The sequence below is a fragment of the Bifidobacterium olomucense genome (assembly GCF_012932375.1).
Lineage (GTDB): Bacteria > Actinomycetota > Actinomycetes > Actinomycetales > Bifidobacteriaceae > Bifidobacterium > Bifidobacterium olomucense.
The window spans coordinates 63,876-82,970 of sequence record NZ_JAAIIG010000011.1; the positions used below are offsets into that span (position 1 = coordinate 63,876).

12 protein-coding genes, 1 tRNA gene and 1 pseudogene are annotated in these 19,095 nt (G+C 60.5%); 4 read left to right on the forward strand and 10 right to left on the reverse strand.

Translation table 11 applies throughout. From position 1 onward, the window contains the following. Positions 1-47 precede the first annotated feature (47 nt). The 5 genes from G1C97_RS10095 to dnaB all read right to left on the reverse strand — a co-directional run bounded on the left by G1C97_RS10095 (position 48) and on the right by dnaB (position 6,246). The gene (locus G1C97_RS10095) at positions 48-1,691 is read right to left on the reverse strand and encodes an ABC1 kinase family protein (protein ID WP_169241651.1); all 1,644 of its coding nucleotides are present in this window, start codon (positions 1,689-1,691) and stop codon (positions 48-50) included. Between the two features lie 297 nt (positions 1,692-1,988). After that, positions 1,989-2,261 carry a phasin family protein gene (locus G1C97_RS10100; protein ID WP_205832616.1) on the reverse strand — a complete coding sequence of 91 codons (273 nt, stop codon included), beginning with the start codon at positions 2,259-2,261 and terminating at the stop codon, positions 1,989-1,991. A 174-nt stretch (positions 2,262-2,435) separates the two neighbouring features. Beyond that, complete coding sequence (locus G1C97_RS10105; protein WP_169241642.1) at positions 2,436-3,188, reverse strand: type 1 glutamine amidotransferase; 753 nt, start codon at positions 3,186-3,188, stop codon at positions 2,436-2,438. A 38-nt stretch (positions 3,189-3,226) separates the two neighbouring features. Next, positions 3,227-4,795: a MurT ligase domain-containing protein gene (locus G1C97_RS10110; RefSeq protein WP_169241643.1), complete on the reverse strand. Its 1,569-nt coding sequence runs from the start codon at positions 4,793-4,795 to the stop codon at positions 3,227-3,229. A 2-nt stretch (positions 4,796-4,797) separates the two neighbouring features. Next, a complete protein-coding gene (gene dnaB / locus G1C97_RS10115) occupies positions 4,798-6,246 on the reverse strand; it encodes a replicative DNA helicase (RefSeq protein WP_205832611.1) in 1,449 nt (482 codons plus the stop codon). A gap of 569 nt (positions 6,247-6,815) precedes the next feature. Between dnaB and G1C97_RS10120 the strand changes: the two genes are divergently transcribed. Next, positions 6,816-8,165 carry an MATE family efflux transporter gene (locus G1C97_RS10120; RefSeq protein WP_169241653.1) on the forward strand — a complete coding sequence of 450 codons (1,350 nt, stop codon included), beginning with the start codon at positions 6,816-6,818 and terminating at the stop codon, positions 8,163-8,165. A 228-nt stretch (positions 8,166-8,393) separates the two neighbouring features. Here the strand turns inward: G1C97_RS10120 and G1C97_RS10125 are convergent, their stop codons facing one another. The 4 genes from G1C97_RS10125 to ftsY all read right to left on the reverse strand — a co-directional run bounded on the left by G1C97_RS10125 (position 8,394) and on the right by ftsY (position 13,998). Beyond that, positions 8,394-10,220, reverse strand: coding sequence for a [protein-PII] uridylyltransferase family protein (locus tag G1C97_RS10125; protein ID WP_169241644.1), 1,827 nt, complete (start codon positions 10,218-10,220; stop codon positions 8,394-8,396). Positions 10,221-10,714: 494 nt separating this feature from the next. Further along, a complete protein-coding gene (locus G1C97_RS10130; protein ID WP_003807443.1) occupies positions 10,715-11,053 on the reverse strand; it encodes a P-II family nitrogen regulator in 339 nt (112 codons plus the stop codon). A gap of 1 nt (position 11,054) precedes the next feature. Then, positions 11,055-12,353, reverse strand: coding sequence for an ammonium transporter (locus tag G1C97_RS10135; protein ID WP_169241654.1), 1,299 nt, complete (start codon positions 12,351-12,353; stop codon positions 11,055-11,057). A gap of 316 nt (positions 12,354-12,669) precedes the next feature. Next, complete coding sequence (gene ftsY / locus G1C97_RS10140; RefSeq protein ID WP_169241645.1) at positions 12,670-13,998, reverse strand: signal recognition particle-docking protein FtsY; 1,329 nt, start codon at positions 13,996-13,998, stop codon at positions 12,670-12,672. Positions 13,999-14,103: 105 nt separating this feature from the next. Here ftsY and G1C97_RS10145 point away from each other — a divergent pair, with 105 nt between their 5' ends. Both G1C97_RS10145 and G1C97_RS10150 read left to right on the forward strand, forming a co-directional pair. Continuing rightward, entirely contained in the window at positions 14,104-14,844 is a 741-nt protein-coding gene (locus G1C97_RS10145) for a TetR/AcrR family transcriptional regulator (RefSeq protein WP_417852229.1), read from the forward strand. Between the two features lie 166 nt (positions 14,845-15,010). Next, positions 15,011-16,054 (forward strand): glycosyltransferase family 2 protein, encoded by a 1,044-nt coding sequence (locus G1C97_RS10150; RefSeq protein WP_169241646.1) that lies wholly within the window; start codon positions 15,011-15,013, stop codon positions 16,052-16,054. Between the two features lie 648 nt (positions 16,055-16,702). Here G1C97_RS10150 and G1C97_RS10155 read toward each other — a convergent pair. Beyond that, positions 16,703-18,418: pseudogene (locus tag G1C97_RS10155) on the reverse strand (C69 family dipeptidase); the annotation flags it as partial. 409 nt (positions 18,419-18,827) lie between these two features. On the opposite strand from G1C97_RS10155, the gene G1C97_RS10160 reads away from it, so the two are divergent. Next, positions 18,828-18,900, forward strand: a tRNA-Lys gene (locus tag G1C97_RS10160). Positions 18,901-19,095: the final 195 nt, after the last annotated feature.

Genomic DNA, 19,095 nt, shown 5'->3' on the forward strand with positions numbered 1-19,095 from the left:
CATGGGCGCGATAGGCCGCACACACATTACGGTTGCACCGCGATTGCCTACCGCTTCTTGGACTTGCGGCCCTTGAAGTAGATGTCGAACACAATCCATACGCCGAGCACGAAGGCCACCACATAGCCCATGAAGCCCACGATGGGGATGCCGAAGATAATCGGCTTCATGCCGGCGTAGTACACGATGGACGAACCGATGAACAGACCCACCACGATCAGGGCCATGGTCAGACGGTTCACCATGTCGGAAAGCAGCTGGAAGGGCTCCTGCGAGCCGACGAGTTCCATGTTCATACGCAGCTGGCCACGCGTAAGCATGCGGGCCGCCACGTTGAGCTCGCTCATCGCATCCAGCGCACTGTGAAGCGCCGCATGGCTTTCCAATCCCAGCGATTTCACCTCGTCCCTAACGACCTGCTTGGCGCTTTTGGATGTGGCGATGTGCTGGGAGATGATCTCGATCATGTTCACATCAGGAATGAACTCGTCCAGCAGTCCTTCCAATGTCACCAACGCACGCCCCACCGTGGTGACGGTGCTCGGCACCTCGATGCCGTGACGTTGCGCCAGCGAAGTGAGCGCGGTGATGAACGCCGCAAGATCGAGATCCGCAAGATCGACGGTGCCGTATTCCTTGACGATGACGTCCAGATCCGCCAGCAGCGACGGATAGTCGGCAGGATCGGCTTCCGCACCGGCGAAACGCAGCAGGCCGTCCGCCAGTTGCGGCGAATCCTGCTTGGCCACGGCGAAAATCATGTCCTTCATCACCGAGCGGGTTTTGGCATCGAGCCGGCCGGTCATGCCAAGGTCGATGAGTACGATCTGGCCGCCGCGGATGATGATGTTGCCCGGGTGCGGGTCGGCGTGGAAGAATCCGTCGTCCAGAATCTGCGTGGCGTAGTTGTCCACAAGCTTGGTGCCGATGTCTTTGAGATCGTAGCCAGCGGCGACCAGTTCACCGGCGTGCGAGACGGAGATGCCGTCCACATAGTTCATCACCACCACGTGTTCGGTGCAGAGGTCCGGGTACGGCGTGGGGCAATCCATGTATTTGAAGCGGGATGCGAACCGCTTGAATTCGGAAAGGTTGCGGGCCTCGATAAGGAAGTCCGTCTCCGATTCGAAGGTGTCCCACAGTTCCTCGACCACGCCTTTGAGGTCCACGATCTGCGAGGTGCGAATCACCTTGGTGGCCACCTTGGCGATGGAGCGCATAATCGACACATCCTGCGCCATGGTTTCGCGCACGCCGGGGCGTTGCACCTTGACCGCTACATCCTCACCGGTTTTCAGTGTGGCGCGATGCACTTGCGCCAACGATGCCGAGCCCAGCGGCTTGGGATCGATATGCGCGAACACTTCTTCCGCGGGACGGCCATATTCGGCGGCGAGCACATCCAGCACGGTGGCATACGGCATGGGATCGGCATCGGCGCGCAGTTTGGCGAGTTCGTCGCAGAAGCTTTGCGGCAGGATTTCGGAGCGCATCGAAAGAATCTGCCCCACTTTGACGAACGTGGGTCCCAGCGCCTCGAACATGAGCCGCATTTTGACCGGCGTCAAGCCCTTCAACGCATCAAACTGATTGACGATACGCGTAATCTGAGCAAGTCGTTTTACCTTGCCGCGGCGCGTCAGATGATAGCGCGTGGAAAAATCATCGCGCCGGCCGCCGAACAGACCGATGGTTTCGGTATCGGCCGGGTTCCAGGCGTACGACGACCAGCCAGGCTCTGCGGACTCCGTTGCGGACTGCCGGGCCCGCTGGCCGGACTGCTCGGACTGCCCTGCATAAGCCGGGTCGGGCTTGGTGGTCGATTCGGTCTGCTTGGCCTTTTCCTTAGCCTGCGGCGAGGGCGATGCGGGCGTAGACGACCTGCCGTCCTGCTGCTCGGACGAGGACGGCTGGTCGTTTGCGGTATCGTTCAATGTCGTCGAAGACTGAGTCACGAATCAACCTATGGTGGTGGGCGGCTTTTGGTTTCAGGCTTCGGCAGAGTCGCCGGAGTCCTTGGCCTCGGTCGTGTCCACAGGCTCGGCCTTGGCGGCGTCGCTCTTATTGGCGTCGTTGACCAAAGCCTCGCCGACCTTGCGCTTGAGTTCGGTGTTCAGGCTTTTGCCCTGCTCGACAGTCAGTTCGCCCTTCTTGACGAGATCATCGACGATCTCGCTGCTCTTCTCGTAACCGGTGGCCAGGGCACCGATGCCCGCCAGCAGAACCTTACGCAGGCCGTCACCCAGATCGAAATCTGCCATAATAACCCCTCCTTCGAGGTTCGCCCGTGGCCGTATGCCACGGTTCCGTACTTGTTAGCCTAGCGCAACCGGAGGCCGCGCGCGCTAGGCCTTGCGAACGATTCTGTCGTACCTTTCGCGAATATGTTCCACTGAGCGACGATCAGTGGAACATATTCGCGAAGAAAGATGACGTCAGCGAGGACGGGCGGCGGCGGCTTTACGGGCGCTGGCGGCCACGGCATCGAGTCGCGCCAGCTCGGCGGCCTGTTCCGGAGTCTGATCGGCCGTATCGAAACCGCCATAACGCCGCGTTACGGCGGTTTCGATCAGGAAATCGCTGATGGCGGGATTCTTGGGCAGCAGCGAACCATGCATATAGGTGCCGATCACGTTATGCACGCGCGCGCCCTCGGTATGATCCTCACCGTTGTTGCCGCAACCCTCTTGATCCACATGGCCCAACGGTTGCACATCCTCGTTGAGGAAGGTCTGGCCGGAATGGTTCTCGTAGCCGATGATGTCGCCGAACCGGTCGGAACGTTCCACCAGATTGCCGATCATGCGCACATCCTGCCCCACGGTGTGCGCGCCGATAATGCCGATGCCTTCCAGACGGGTGCCGTCTACGGTCTCGAAATACTCTCCGAACAGCTGGTACAGGCCGCAGATCATCAACATCGGCACGCCGTCGGCAGCCAGCGAGCGCAACAGGTCCGAGCGCTTGAAGAAATCATCGATGATTTTCTTCTGTCCAGTGTCCTGACCGCCGCCGCCCAGAATCATATCGATATGGTCCGGCCATTCGTCGCCTTGATTGTACTGGTGGATGCGCGGCTCGTAACCGTACAGTTCCAGTCTGCGGCGAATGGTCAGCACGTTGCCGGAATCGCCGTAGATGTTCATATCCTTGGGATACAGGGACATTACATCGATTGTCTTGCCCATGATGCGTTCTCCTTGGAATCCTTGGGTCGTCTGCCGGCTTACTTGCCCACGCCGGCGTCCGCGACGTTCGCCACTTGCGCGAGGGCGGAACGGACCTTGAGCATGGAGGTGTACGTGCAGTAGATGTGCTTCGGTTTGCCCGGATTGCCTCCGACGAATGCGGCAAGCGCGGACTCGATGTTCGTATCCGTGGCGTCAACGGGAACCTGATCATAACCGAGGCGTAATGCCATATCCCATGCGCGCACGCCGGAGACCATGGCCACGCCCGAAGTGCGCAGGGAGGTGAAGTCCACATCCCACAGCCAGCTCATGTCGCGGCCGTCGGCGTATTCGTCGTTGATGACGATCATCGTATCCGCGCCGGCCGGGTCGAAGCTGGCCAGCGAGAGACGGAAGCCCATCGGGTTTTTGACGAGCAGCAGCTCGACGGGCGAGCCATTGACCTCGATAATCTCACCACGACCGAATGCCGGCGTCACTTGAGAGACCGCGGCGATGAGTTTGGCGTTGTCCGCATCGGCGAATGCGCGCTCGCGAGCCGCAAGCGAACCGGCTCGTATGGTGGTCTGCGGCGGCAGTGCGAGGTTTTTCGCATCCTTCTGCACCGTGCGAACCACGGCGAGCGCGGCGGCGGCATTGTAGAGGTTATAGACGCCTTCCAGCTTGACACCGGTGGCATAGTCGGCATCGTCCATGCGGAATGTGGCGCGGTGGTCGCCCACAGCCGTGAGCACCACATCGGCGGATATGTCCTTCGACGAAACGCCGTCCTTGCCGACCTCGGCGGTCGACTCTTGCGATTCGTTTGCTTGCGCGACATCGTGAGGTCCGACGCTTTCCTCCGGGTCCCCTGCCGAATTCGATTCCACGGACACGGTGGTGGCCATGTCGTCATCGGAAGGGAAATAGCGTTTGAGCTCGTCGGCCAGACCGAAGTACCCCACTTCGGTACCGGTCGGCACCTTGGCGGAGAGGGCAGCGATGCGCGGATCCTCGCGGTTCAGCACCACAGTGCCGGTAGTCGCTTCGGCCACATGACTGAGCAGACGCGCGGTGGTGTCGATTTCGCCGAAACGGTCCAGCTGATCGCGCATCACGTTGAGCAGCAGCGCATAACGCGGCTTGACCTGACGCACGAAGTGCACCGCGTAGGCTTCATCCAGCTCCAGCACAGCGATATCCGCATCCAGCTTGCCGGCGAGGTTCACCTCGGTGAGCAGCGCGGAGACCACACCGCGAGTGAAGTTGGAGCCGGTGGGATTGGTGAACACCTTGAGTCCCAGGTCGGCGAGCATCGAGGCCACCATGCGTGTGGTCGTGGTCTTGCCGTTGGTGCCGGATACCAGTACCACGCCCAGCGGCAGCCGGCCGAGCGTACGGGCCAGAAAGGTGGGATCGACGCGTTCAATCACTTTGCCGGGGAACGCCGAACCGCCATGTTTGGTCACGCGGGCCGCCCAACGCACTCCTTTGCCGATTATCGGCGTGGCAAATGCGTTCCACGGTGCGCGGATCGTCGGCGTATTTGCCGCCAGCGGCCGTGAAACATCTCGTGAAACGGATTTTGCTTCCTGTGAAACATTCCGTGAAACATCGTCAGCCATAATCACACCCCCTGGCTGTAATCCTGTGGCATGTCCTTGAACTTGGACGTAGCGCCGAGGAAGGCGAGATGGAAGGTTTCGGTAGGACCGTTACGATGCTTGGCCATGATGATATCAGCCTCGCCCGGGCGGTCCTCCTTGTCGTAGAAGTCCGGTCGGTGCACCAAAAACACCACGTCGGCGTCCTGTTCGATCGAACCGGATTCTCGCAGATCAGACAGTTGCGGCTTCTTGTCGTTGCGCATTTCCGGACCACGATTCAGCTGGGACAGCGCCACCACCGGCACCTCCAGCTCCTTGGCCAACAGCTTCAACGCACGGGAGAACTCGGAGACCTCCTGCTGACGAGACTCCACCGCCTTGCCGGAGGTCATCAGCTGCAGGTAGTCGATCACCACCAGCTTCAGATCATTGGTCTGTTTGAGTCGGCGGCATTTGGCGCGAATCTCCATCAGAGACATGTTCGGGCTGTCGTCGATGAACAGCGGCGCGTTCTGCATTTTGGTCCAGAACTGGTTCAGCGTGTTCCATCGCTCAGGCGTAATGTCGTCCGCACGGCGAAGCGCCGCCATCGGAATGTTGGTTTCGGCGGAGATGATGCGCTGAGCGAGCTCCACCTTGCTCATCTCCAAGCTGAACACCACCGAAGTCATATTGTGATGCAACGCTGCCGCGCGAGCGAAATCAATGCCAAGTGTGGACTTGCCCATGGCCGGACGTCCTGCAACGACGACCATCTGACCGGGCTGCAGACCCTGCGTCACATCATCAATATCCCTGAAGCCAGTGGGAACACCCTTATTGACCAATCCCTGCTGCAGCTTGTCGAGCTGATCGAGCGCATCATGAACCACCGGCCCGATGGCGGAATAATCCTGACGCACCTTGCCCATCGACATCTCGTAAATCTCGGATTGGGCGAGGTTCACCACATCTTCGGCCTGTGAACCTTCAGCCGAATACCCCAGCTGGGCGATTTTGGTACCCGCCGCAATCACATTGCGCAAAATGGCGCGCTGATGCACGATTTCCGCGTAATACAAAGCGTTGGCGGCCGTAGGCACCGAAGCCACCAAGGAGTGCAGGTAGTCTGCGCCGCCCACCTTGTCCAGATTGCCGTCGGAGAGCAGCTGGTTGGCCACCAGCACCACATCCACCGGCTGACTGGCGGAGAACAGATCGATGATGGCGTTATAGATGGTCTGATGCTTCGGCTGATAGAAATCGGCCGAGTCAATGGTCTGCGAAACCTCACCAATGGCGTCCTTGCTCATCAGCATGCCGCCGAGCACCGCCATTTCAGCGTCGTCATCATGCGGTGGCACACGATCGAACAGCGCATCGCCTACCGTTGCGTTCGCTCCGCCGGCCGCATCCCGGCCGCGCGAGCCGGTCGAGGCACTTGCCCCGCCGCCCGAGTACTGATATGAGGTGTCACTTCCTTCTGCCATAGCTCAACAGTATAGAAGGCGTTGTTTCGGTCGGTAAAAATTTACCGGCCTCACATGTTCTCCACGCGACAATCCCGCCCAACGGCATCACCGACACAGATTTCGCACCCCGATCCTCCAAAAACATTCACCTCCTGTTCATCGCGTAGACAATTCCACGACACGCTGAGGTAGCAAATGTGGATAGAAAAATAAGTTATCCACATTTCGGGGATAACCACGTGGATAATCCACCAAGTTATCCACAATATGGGGATAACTTGGTGGATAGTCTGGGGATAACTTCAGACGGACCTGATAGCCGGTTGCGCAACGCAGCCAATCATGATATGCAATCGGACGTGCATATGGACCATACCCCGCAACGTGATTCGGTCGAGTCAGACAGCCAGACCGATCAGGTCAACGCTGTCGCACCGGTCGACCGGCCGGCTCATCATCAGGCGGACACATCAACGTCGCCGCAACGAATCGCGTTCACAACGATTCGGCCCGCGGACCAAACCAATCAGACCAAGGCAAGCGAAACCCATCATCGAGACGCCAACCCAGTTTCCATCAACCGAACGATGCTGTCACTGGCGCTGCCGACCTTCGTGCAGCTGATTGCCGAACCGGCCTTCATTCTGATCGACACGGCGATCGTCGGACACATCGGCGACGAGGCGCTGGCGGGACTGTCCATCGGCTCAACCATCATCCTGACGGCGGTCGGACTGTGCATCTTCCTCGCATACTCGACCACCGCACAAGTGGCTCACCTGTTAGGTGCAGGTCGCAGGCGCGAAGGGCTTCAAGCCGGCATCGACGGCCTGTGGCTGGCACTCGGCATCGGCATCGCGCTGGTAATCGGGCTGTTTGCAGGCGCCGAACCGTTATGCCGTGCGCTGGGCGGCAAAGGAGCGGTGCTGCAACAGGCCGTGACCTACACGCACGCGGTAGTATTGGGCGCGCCAGGCATGTTGTTGGTGTACGCGGCCAACGGTATCTTCCGCGGACTGCAGAAAGTGCGCATCACACTGGTGGCGGCGGTCAGCGGCGCAGTGCTCAACACCGCGCTGGAAGTGCTGTTCGTCATGGTATTCCGTTGGGGCATCGCCGGTTCGGGCGCGGCCACGATGATTGCGCAATGGTATATGGGACTGTTTCTGGTGATACCGGCAGTGCTCTGGTCCCGCTCGGATGGCGCGAGTCTCAGGCCACGGCTGGACGGCATTCGGGCCGCCGGAAGCGACGGCATCCCGCTGTTCATTCGTACGCTGGCGATCCGCGCGGCGATGGTGGCCACGGTGGCCAGCGCAGCGCATATGGGCACCAGTGTGCTGGCCGGATTCCAAGCCGTGAACTCGTCATGGAATTTCGCGATGAACATGCTCGATGCGGTGGGCATCGCGGGGCAGACGCTGGTGGCCACGGCATTGGGCGCGGGACATGTCGATCAGGCGAAGCGATTGACACGCGCTACCGGTCGCGCCGGTCTGGTCACGGGAGCGGCAATCGGCGTGGCCTTCGCAATCACAGGTCTGTTCGCCGGTCATTTCTTCTCTCCGACACCGCATATTCAAATACTGATCGCCGCAGGCATGGTGACCATGGGCGCGTTCTTCCCGCTGCAAGGGTGGATGATGGCGATCGACGGCATTCTCATCGGTTCACGTGACTACCGTTATCTGGCTGCGACCTGCACGGCGACGGCCGCGGCGTATATTGCAGTCCTCACGCTGTTGGACGGCGCAATCATGAGCGGCGGGGCGCCGGCCGGCACAGCGACGACAACAGCGACGGCGCTTGGCGGCAGCGGCTTTTCGAACGACACCATGCGCACAGTCGCGCTCTGGATTACATTCAACATCGTGCTCATGGGCGGGCGAGGCCTGTGCAACGGACTGCGCATCCGCACGGATCGGTGGATGCGGTAAGTCCCTATCCATCTCGCCTATTACCCTCATTACCCATTATCCTCATTACCCTCATGTCCGCCATCGCTCTTGTTCCCTGCTTGCGTTTGCGAATTTGACTCACTGACCTGGACTCAGTGAGTCAAATTCGCAAACGGGGGGTGTCCTTGAGACAGCAAAGGCGAGTGTCACAGGAATAAGCGTCACAGGAATAGCGCCACAGGAATCACAGGAATAAGGATGACAACATCACATGGCGGCACGCACGGCGGCATACATGGTGTGTACGATCGAAGCGCGCCACTTGGACCAACCGTACTGCTTGGTAATGGCCTCTCCGGCGGTGGCACCGAGCGACGAACCATCGGCACGGGTCAGGTCAAACAGCATGTCCAGCAGCATCTTGTCATGCCCAAGACGATCGGCAAGTTCCTGTGCGGCAGCCGGATCATTGGGGTCACGGCCCGAGGCGAACTCCGACAACGTCAGATGCTCGCGCACCAACGTCGTGGACCATTGCACGATCTCAGGCGCGAATCCCATGCGCTTGAGAATCACCGGCACATGACGGGCGCCTTCGGCGGCATGATCGCGCACGAATGCGCGCTTGCCGATGTCATGCGTAATGCCGGCCAACAGCAGTGCGGTGTAATGCTCGTCGTCATATCGTCCGCCGGACGGCGTCTGCCGGCCCAAACGCGAGGTGACCTCCACCATATGCCGGTCAATCGTGTACCGATGCGCGGCCGAGGCAGACGGACGATTGCGAATGCCCAACCATTCCGGCATCCAACGGCCCGGGATATCCACGAAATCGATGCTCTCCCACACATCCATCAGTTCCGGACCGCATGCCAGCAGTCGGACGAACAGTTCGCGCGACCCCTCATCCCACTGGTTATCCCGAATCGGGCAGTGTTTGAGGTTCATCAAAGTGGACGGATTGATCGGCAACCCGAATTCGCCGGACGCCACGGCCATACGCAACGCCAGTTTGGCGTCGGCGGCCGGGTCCACGCCGGGGGCCAGCACCAATTCGCCCTCATGCTTGGCCACCCCCGGAGCCACCACGTCGAACTGCGGCGCCTCACGTTTGCCCCCGGCACGCTGCGAGAACATCTGGAAGAACGCGAACCGAGGCTTTTCATGAGTCAACGAGTGTTCGGCACGAGAAGCGGTGGAATCAAGCGCAAAGGAAATACGACGGCCGACGCGGGCGAGCAGCGTCTGCAAATCGTCAATCGAATACGCGGCTCGTTCATCGGCGGGCCAGGTAGGATCGGCCAGGCCGAGCATCGCCGCGACCTTGGCCTGATATGGCGTCAGCAGCAGGTTCGTATCCTTGCCGGCCACCAGATGAATGCAGTCGCGCACATCCAGCAAGCGTTCCACGGCCTCGTCGTAACTGCCGTGCGGGCGGTCCGCAAGCCACGACGCGGCCAGTGCGGAAACCAGCACCGAGTCGCGCAGACCGCCTCGCGCCTCCTTGATATCCGGCTGGTTGACATACTGCAATCGGGCAAATTCATTGAGCCGCGATGTGGCGGAATCCAGTAGTTCCGGCAACCGTTTGCGCGCAGCCTTGCGCCATCGCTCAAGGATTGAACGGGAGGTCGCCACGATGAGATCGGTGTCTCCGGCGATAGGACGCACATCGAGCCAACCCATCGCCGCCGGCAGATCGTGATCCGTGACCTCCTCGCACTGGGCGCGCGTGCGAATGGAGTGGTCGAGGTCCAAACCGCTGTCCCACAGCGGGTACCACAGTTTGTTCGCCAGCTCATTGAGCTGCTGATCGTTCAGCGCGCGGGGTTCGTAGATGATCACCAGGTCAAGGTCGGAGCTGGGGCCGATTTGCCCCCGGGCCAGCGAGCCGACCGCCGCAAAGCCAATGCCCGTCTGCGGCACGTCGAAGGAGACGCCGGCACAGGCTTCGTCCCACAACTGTGTGAGACATTGCATAGCCAATTCGGTGCGCGCCTTGCGTTTGGCCGAGCCGTTGCGGTATATGCCGTCATCGTCCGGCTGGCTCATCTCCATGAATCGTTGTTTCAAGCCATCTACTGCGCTGGTCATTGCCTAGCCCTTCATACGAAATCGCATACGAAATCACCGATTGGCGCGTCATCGGCGCGCCACTGACGCGGTATTGACGCGGGTATCTGCGTTACAAGGGGCTGATTTCCGTTTTCCGAAATATCTATCTGCGTTACGAGGGGCGTTACGATGGCGAAGCCGCGAGTATTCGAGCTTTGCGGCAACGACATTCTGCGGTTTTACGCTTTCGTCTACTGGAGAAAGAGCCCCTTGTAAGGCAGATAGATATTTCAGAAAACGGAAATCCGCCCCTCGTAACGCAGATACCCACCGCATGCCTCGAATACCGCGCATAGGACGAATACCGCGAACGCCGCTAATACCGCCGCTCACTAACGCAAATCTGCAACGCGGATAATCCGCATCATCGCCTATGAAAATCCCCGCACGGCGAATAACGCAGCGTGCGGGGACCTTGTCTTATTGATAGCCCGAACCCTCAGACCGAACGCCGAGGAGAATCGGACGCCTTATCAGATGGCGGCGGAACCGGTCTCACCGGTGCGCACGCGGGTCACGGAGTCAAGCGGTGCAACCCAGACCTTGCCGTCGCCGATGGTGCCGGAACCAGCGGACTTGACGATCACGCCGACCAGAGTCTCCGCATCCGCATCGTCGGACAGCACCTCGATGCGAATCTTCGGAATCAGGTCCACGGTGTATTCAGCGCCGCGATAAACCTCGGTGTGGCCGCGCTGACGACCATAACCGTTGGCCTCGGACACGGTCAGACCGTGCACGCCGGCGGCTGCAAGAGCCTCCTTGACGTCGTCGAGCTTATGGGGCTGGATGATAGCGGTGATCAGCTTCATCTCACTTCACCTCCTTGAGGACGGAGCTGGCAGTACCAGCAAAATCGTAAGCACGTTCGCCCTGATCGGCAAGGTCGATGCCGCCGACTTCCTGAGCCTCGGTGACACGCCAACCGATCGTCTTCTCCAGAGCGAAGGCGATGATCGCGGTGATCACGGCGGAGTACAGGATAGCCACCAGAGCGATGACGACCTGAACGACCAGCTGCTTCCAGTCGCCACCGGCCAGCAGGCCAGTGCCTTCGCCGAAGAAGCCGATCAGCACGGTGCCGGTGAAGCCACCGACGCCATGGACGCCGACCACATCAAGGGAGTCGTCGTAGCCGAACTTGAACTTCAGACCGCAGGCGAGGCAGGTGAGCACACCGGCGATGGCACCCATGACGATGGCCCACAGCGGAGAGACCACATCGGCGGCCGGGGTGATGGCGACCAGACCGGCGACCATACCGGAGGCAGCGCCCATGGCGGTGTAGTGGCCGGAACGAATCTTCTCAGTGAAGCCCCAGGAGAGCATGGCGGCGGCGGTAGCAGCGGAGGTGGAAACCCAAGCGTAGCCGGCGGTGCCGTTGGCGGCGAAGGCGGAACCTGCGTTGAAGCCGAACCAGCCGAACCACAGCAGGAAGGCGCCGAGCATCACGAACGGAACGTTGTGCGGGCGGAACGGCTGAGTGCCGAAGCCCTTACGCTTGCCGATGATCAGCACGATGATCAGGGCGGCGACTGCAGCGTTGATGTGGACGACCGTACCACCTGCGAAATCGTGAGCGGCGGCGCCAATCGCCTTGGAGATCGCACCCTCACCGGAGAGCAGACCACCATTCCAGACCATGTGGGCCATCGGAGCGTAATCGAAGGTGATCCACAGAGCCACGAAGATCATCCAAGTGCTGTACTTGACACGCTCGGCGATGGCACCGCAGATCAGGCCCACGGTAATCATCGCGAAGGCAACCTGGAAGGCCACATCCACGGAAACCGGGTAGTTGTTGTCGTTCAGACCGGTGGCGGTGAAGATGCCGTCATCGCCGGCAACCATCGAATCCTTGAGCAGGAAGCCGGAAGCCGGATCGCCGAAGATACCGGCGACATCGGAACCGGCGTACGCGATGGACCAGCCCCACAGGGTCCAGATAATCATGGTGACCGACAGCGCGGCCGCCTCAAGCATCAGCATGTTCAGAACGGCCTTGGCACGAACCATACCGCCATAGAAGAACGCCACACCCGGCGTCATGAGGAAAACCAAGGACGCGGATGTCAGAATCCATGCGGTATTTCCGGAATCAAGCGCTTCCATGTCTACCTCCCTCTCTTTGTTCGTGGCGCCGAAGCCGTAGCCGGCCGGCGTCGAAATACTCACTTGTGCCGTCCCCCGTTGCGGGGGCTAACAGTTCGTCAGTAAAAGCCCGGCTCGTTTTGATTTCGTTACGGCAAGTTACGCGATTGTTAAGCATGCTTGGGCTGCGTACACACGATTGATGTCCGTTCACGGCCGGTTTTCCGGGAAAACGACAGGGCCTCGACTCATGTTTCGAATATGAGTCGAGGCCCTGTTTCGTTGGTCGGGACGGCGTTTGCACGTCCACGTTGTGAACGTGCAAATATGCGATTCGTCAGGATAGAATGCCGTCCACAAAGCCTTCCGGATCGAACGGCGCCAGATCGTCCGGGCTTTCGCCGAGGCCTACGAGTTTGACCGGCACGCCGAGTTCTTTCTGCACGGAGATCACGATGCCGCCCTTGGCGGAGCCATCGAGCTTGGACAGCACCACGCCGGTGATGCCGATGGCCTCGGCGAACACCTTGGCTTGGGTCATGCCGTTCTGACCGGTAGTGGCGTCAAGAACCAGCAACACCTCATCCACCGGAAGATTCTTTTCGGTGACACGGCGAATCTTGCCGAGCTCATCCATCAGGTTGGCTTTGTTCTGCAGTCGTCCGGCGGTGTCGATGATCAACACATCCACGTTCGACTCCTTGGCCTTTGCGGAAGCCTCGAACGCCACGGAGGCGGGGTCGGCCCCGTCTTTGTCGGAGCGAACCACAGGCACGTTGACGCGCGCACCCCATGTTTCCAGCTGATCGGCGGCCGCCGCACGGAAGGTGTCGGCCGCACCCATCATCACCTGCTTGCCTTCAGCCACGAACAGACGGGCCAGCTTGCCGGCGGTGGTGGTTTTGCCGGTGCCGTTGACGCCCACCATGATGATTACGGACGGCTTGTTTGCGTCCGCTTTTTCGGCGTTAAGGCGACGGTCCGCGTCTCTGCCGACCAGATCAAGCAGCTTCTCCTTCAGTGTGGCACGCACCGCCTCCGGGTCGGTTTTGCCGGTGATGCGAGCGTCGGTACGCAGGTCGTCTACCAGTTGAGCCGAGGCGTCGGCACCGACGTCGGCCAGCAGCAGCGTATCTTCGACGTCTTCCCAATCGGATTCGGAAAGGTTGTCTTTGGCCAGAATGTTGAACAGGGCTTTGCCGAACGGATTGCCGGATTTGGCCAGTTTCGCTTTGAGTCGAGTCAGTCGAGAACCGACCGGCTCCGGTGTTTCGGCGGCAGCAGGTCGAGCGGTCGGCCGACTCTCGGGCTGGGTTTCAGACTGCGGCGCCGGCTGGGCGGGAGTGTGTTCCGCGGACTTGTCTTGCTCTCCGGCGACGTCCGCAGCGGCGACGGCAGCCGCGCCGCCCGCTGATGCAGAGGCGGCGGACCCAGCCGCAGTGCCCTCATCAGCCGTCTTAGCCTCGGTCTCAGCCTCAGCTTCAGCCGCCAGCCGCGCATCCGCCGCGGCCTTGGCCTCACGGGTCTTGCGATCATCAGGGCCCACCTGCCCCAAAGCACGGTCCAGATCGCGCTTGCGCGACTTGGACCACCACACACCGGCGGCGATCAGCACGACCGCCACCACAATCACGCCGATAACGGCCAACACAGTGTTTGTATCCATGTTTGCCAAGTCTAGTCCGCGCCTCGAATCGCGCGGCATTACCTGGTTCATCCGCCCCGATTCCCGGCGGCGGCTAAGCTGGCATGCATGGCACATTCTTCACGTATGACATCGCTGCAGCGACGCGAGCAGCTCATTGAAGTAGGACGCGCACTGTTCGCGTCCAAAGGCTTCGAAGCGGCGAGCGTGGAGGAGATCGCCGCGCACGCCAAGGTGTCCAAGCCGATCGTATACGAGCATTTCGGCGGCAAAGAGGGACTGTACGCGGTGATCGTGGATCGCGAGATGCGAGCGCTGACCGCCACACTGGCCGCCGCGCTCGATGACCCGACCGTGCATCCGAGGCAGATCGTCGAGCGTACGGCACTGGCCCTGCTCACGTACATCGAGGAGAACGCGGAAGGCTTTCAGGTCTTGGTGCGGGACTCCCCCAGCACGGACCCATCCGGCTCGTTCAGCTCGCTGTTGGGCGATATTTCGATGCGCGTGGAGGATATTCTCTCCGCCGCATTCAAACGGCAGAAGCTTTCCGTCAAGGGCGTGCCGTACTACGCGCAGATGCTGGTGGGCATGACCGTGTTCACCGGACAATACTGGGCGGATCGTCCGAAGGTCAGTAAGGAGCAGCTGGCTGCGTACATCGTGGATCTGGCATGGCATGGATTGAGCCGACTCGATTCCAAACCGCAGCTGCTGTTCGAGGGAGAGAAAGCGCGCAAAGAGGCGGAACGCCGAAGCAGGGAGGATGCACGTCGGGAGTCCGACCAAGCGGCCGCAGCGTCCCCGGCTGAACAATCCGCCGACGTCGCCCCTGATTCGTCAGAGACGGCAGACGACGAACGCTGAGTCCAGTCCAAGTCCGGTCCGGGAAGAATCACACGCAACAATCACATGCAGAACGTGCGCTCAGGGGCGCAGACTACGCAAGTTTCCGGCAAGTCGGGCACCCAAGTGCTACGGTTTGAGCAGGAAAACGAACACGACGAATGATACGTGAGGACGACAAACGGCTATGGTCAACCCGGCGAAAACAGCAAAGACGCTCACTTTCGTAATTCCCGCCTACAACATGGAGTCCTATCTGGACCGGTGCGTGAACTCCATTCTCTCCGCGTCCGACACGCGCGACGTCGAGGTGCTCATCGTCGATGACGGCTCCAAAGACGGCACGCTCGCCTACGCGCAGAAGCTGGAGCGCACGAATCCGGGCATCGTACGCGCGATCCATCAGGAGAACAAGGGCCACGGCGGTGCCGTGAACACCGGCATCGCGGCGGCGAACGGCATGTACGTCAAGGTGGTGGACGCCGACGATTGGGTGGATCCGCAGGCCATCAACACCGTGTTGGATACGCTGCGAGCGCAGCAGGGTATCACCGAGCCTATTGACATGCTGGTGACCAACTATGTCTATGACAAAGTGGCCAAGCGGCATAAGCACACCGTGAACTTCCGCCGTGTCATGCAATCCGACCGCGTACTCGGATGGGATGATCTGGGGCATTTCGGTCTGGCGCAATACATCATCATGCACGCGCTCACCTTCCGCACCCAGGTGGTGCGCGATTCCAGTCTTACGCTGCCGGAGCACACGTTCTACGTGGACTTCTACTACTCCTACCAGCCGTTCCCCTGGGTGCGCCGCATTCAATACTTGGACGTGCCGTTCTACCACTACTTCATCGGGCGTGAGGGCCAGAGCGTGCAGACCGATGTGATGATCCGTCGCGTGGACCAGCTGCGACTCGTCAATCGTCTGATGACCGAGGCCACGCCCGAGCGCGGCACAGTGCCCGAAGGTCTATACCGGTACATGATTCACTTCCTGGCAATCGAGTCCTCGGTGACATCCGTGTTCCTCATTCTTTCGCGCGATCAGGCCAACTACGCCAAGAAACGCGAGCTGTGGGAGGCCATCGACGCCTATTCGCCGGCCATCGGACATGATGTGCGGTCCAAGCTGATGTCTCGCGCCATCAACCTTCCCGGCTCGGCCGGTCGCTGGCTGGTGCGCAACGGCTATGTCATAGCCGAAAAAGTTGTGGGCTTCAACTGATTGCCCTATTCCCGGCTCGACCTCGGTTCCAGTTCAGCCCGGCCCAGGCCGGCCTGGCTCTGTTCAGCCCCGTCCTGTTCACCCCTGTCCTGCCCGGGTTGGCCCTGTTCAGCCCGGCCTTGCCCGGCTGAACCAGTCCTGTCCAACCTAACCCGGCTGAACCAGTCCTGCCCAACCTAACCCGGCTGAACCTTGCCCGGCTCAGCCTAGCCCTTTCAGTCTAGCCTTGTCCCATCCTGCTCAATCCAGCTCAATCTTGTCCAGCCTAACCCGGCTCAGCCCTGCCTGACTCAGCCCAGCCTGACTCAGTCCTGCCCGGCTGATCCCCGTCCCAGTTCCAAAGTTCTGGGCATCCACCCACCACAAAGCCACGCCCAATAATCATTCTGGGCATATACGTATCAGCAGGAGCCATTTTTTGGCCATTCAGCGTACGTATATGCCCAGAATCTCGTAATCGTACCGTTTATGCCCAGAATAACCGGTACTGGTATGCCCAGAACTCAGCTGGGGCCGAAACTCAGCTAAGGCCGAAACTCAGCGGGTGCAACGGCCTTGCGTCCGTCATACCCAGCGATCGGACATGGCGAAGCTGTTGTGCATCAGGTTGCTGGCCGTGTAGACCACGTCGTTGAGCAGCTTGGCGGTGTGTTCGCGCAGGTAGTCGGCCATCTGCTGGTTGGCTGACTCCAGAGCGGACTGCACAGCGGACTGCACAGCGGACTGCACAGCGGGCCTCACCGCGGCCGAGTCTGCGCCGACAGCTACCCTACCGGCCTCACCGGCATCCGCATCAGACTCAGACTCCGCCGCAGACTCAGACCCCTCCGTCACAGCATCCTCCAGCTGAATATCGGTCTGCTCCACCAGCCGATGCCCGAATGCGCGCACGCCTTCCGCATAGCCGGCGATCGCATTGTGCGTCTCGAACCAATGCGCATCCGCCACCACGGCAATCAGCCGGTTCGTCCAATACAGGTTATCCGTCGAGACCTCAGGCGTCGTGTCCCGCAGATAGGCGGGCGTATCGTTCACATTCGCGAAGAACGGCGCGGCAGTGGTGAATGGACCTGAGCCGAACGACACCCACATCACCGCACGATTAGCAGCCGGAACATACGGACGCAACTGAATCGCCACCATATGTCCGGTGCGATTGACACCGATCGGACGATACCGGTGGCGCGATTCCGCAGTGCCTTTGGTTCCATACGGATCGTACGGCGTACCTTCATAATGGCTGGCCAACAGGAAATCCACATCCTCGATGGTCACCTTGTCTTCCGGCACACGGCACCACGGAATATCGTCGGATTCGGGCGTATACCGGGCGGCCGGGGAGTCCCAGTCCTCGCTCGGGTTGAGGTAGCGCTGCATGTACCAGGCGCGAGGCGTGTTGTAGATATGGTCCTTCGGCGTGGAGGCACCGAACACCTTACGCGGGTTGAAACGGTTCGGCAGAGCGGCGACCCGGGCTTCAATGCCCGCGGCCCGGGTTGCGGCGGACGAATCGGAGGACGTGCCGGACGTTGCAATCGATGCGTCGGCAGCAGCGCGGCGGGCATGCGAACCCGTGCGAGGCTCAACGCCGAAGCCAGCGCCATGCGCGTGACGGCCACCGGTCGACGACGACGCTCCCATCGTACGGTCCAGATGATGTTCGGCGATGAACTCGCGCAGGTCGGCGCTGCACAGGTACTCGCGCTGTCGCCCGAACGCATCCGCCAGATTGAAATCGTCGATGCCCAGCTGATTGGGAATTGTGGCATAGCAGTCGTCCGGCACGCGGCGAGCGATCCAATGGTGACCGCCGATCGTCTCGACATACCAGATCTCGTCCACGTCCGAAATGATCACGCCGTTCGACTCGTACGTACCGTACTGCTCCAGCAACGCACCGAGCCGGGCAACGCCCTCGCGCGCGGTGGTGACGTACGGCAGCACCAGCGTGATGATGTCTTCCTCACCGATGCCGCCGGGCTGTTCGGGCAGATAGTCCGGCGCACCGGGCTCACCTTGGGCGGCGCGGAATTCGATGAGGGGATCGGCCGCCAGCACACGCTCGTTGACGGCGATGGTTTCGGTGGCGCTCATCGCCACGTTATGTTCGTTGGCGCCCGCTTCTGCCAGCACGCCACGATTGTGCAGCACGTTCGGGGCGATGGTGTAGCGGCAGGGGTTATCGGGCAGATCGATTTCGACATGACTCAGCACACTGGTGTAATGCCGGGGTTGATCGTGAGGAGCCACTGCAATCAGACGTTTGGGATCATACCGACCGGAACCGGAGTCGTCATCGCGGGCGATGATGGTGGAACCGTCATAACTGGCGTTTTTGCCGATGAGGATGGTAGTGCATGACATGCCGTCCCACTCTAGGCGCTTCGGAAGGTGGAGACAGGTTCCGGCGCGATATTCTCATGAAATTCTCAGCTAATGCACACACCGTACCGAGGCTCGTGCGGTTATATGTAATCAGGCCGCAAGTCTGATAACTGAAACTCCTTCTTCTCTCTTCCTCTTCTCCTTGCAAAGCCCGGTTCCCGCCGGGCTTTGTTTGTTGGGTGTGTTCTGGTGTGTTTTGTCGCACGGGCCGTTGTTCGGCCTGCTGTACGCTGCTACGCCGTTGGCGGCGTTGTGGCGCGACGACGAATCGGCCAAGCGGATGGGATGGGAGCAACGACGGAACGGCATGATGGAACGACAAGGCTCCGCGCGTGGAACGCAACGCCGATTTGGATTGTCCGGCACTCGCGTGTATTTTAGAAACGTTGCCCCTCTAGCTCAACGGTTAGAGCAGCGTCCTTTTAAGTCGTGGGTTGTGGGTTCGAATCCCACGGGGGGCACGAATAAACCCTTGGAACCTTAACGATTCCAAGGGTTTTTGCATGTATGCAGCTACCGTCCCGAACACCGGGTTAAGTAAAGAAACGTGGGTCTTATCCGCGCGTGTCATCGCGTGGCGTGGATTATTTTGAGCGTCCTGCCCATCCTTTTCTGATGCCGAATCCGTTCTCGTAGGCATCGATGCCGACGGCCGG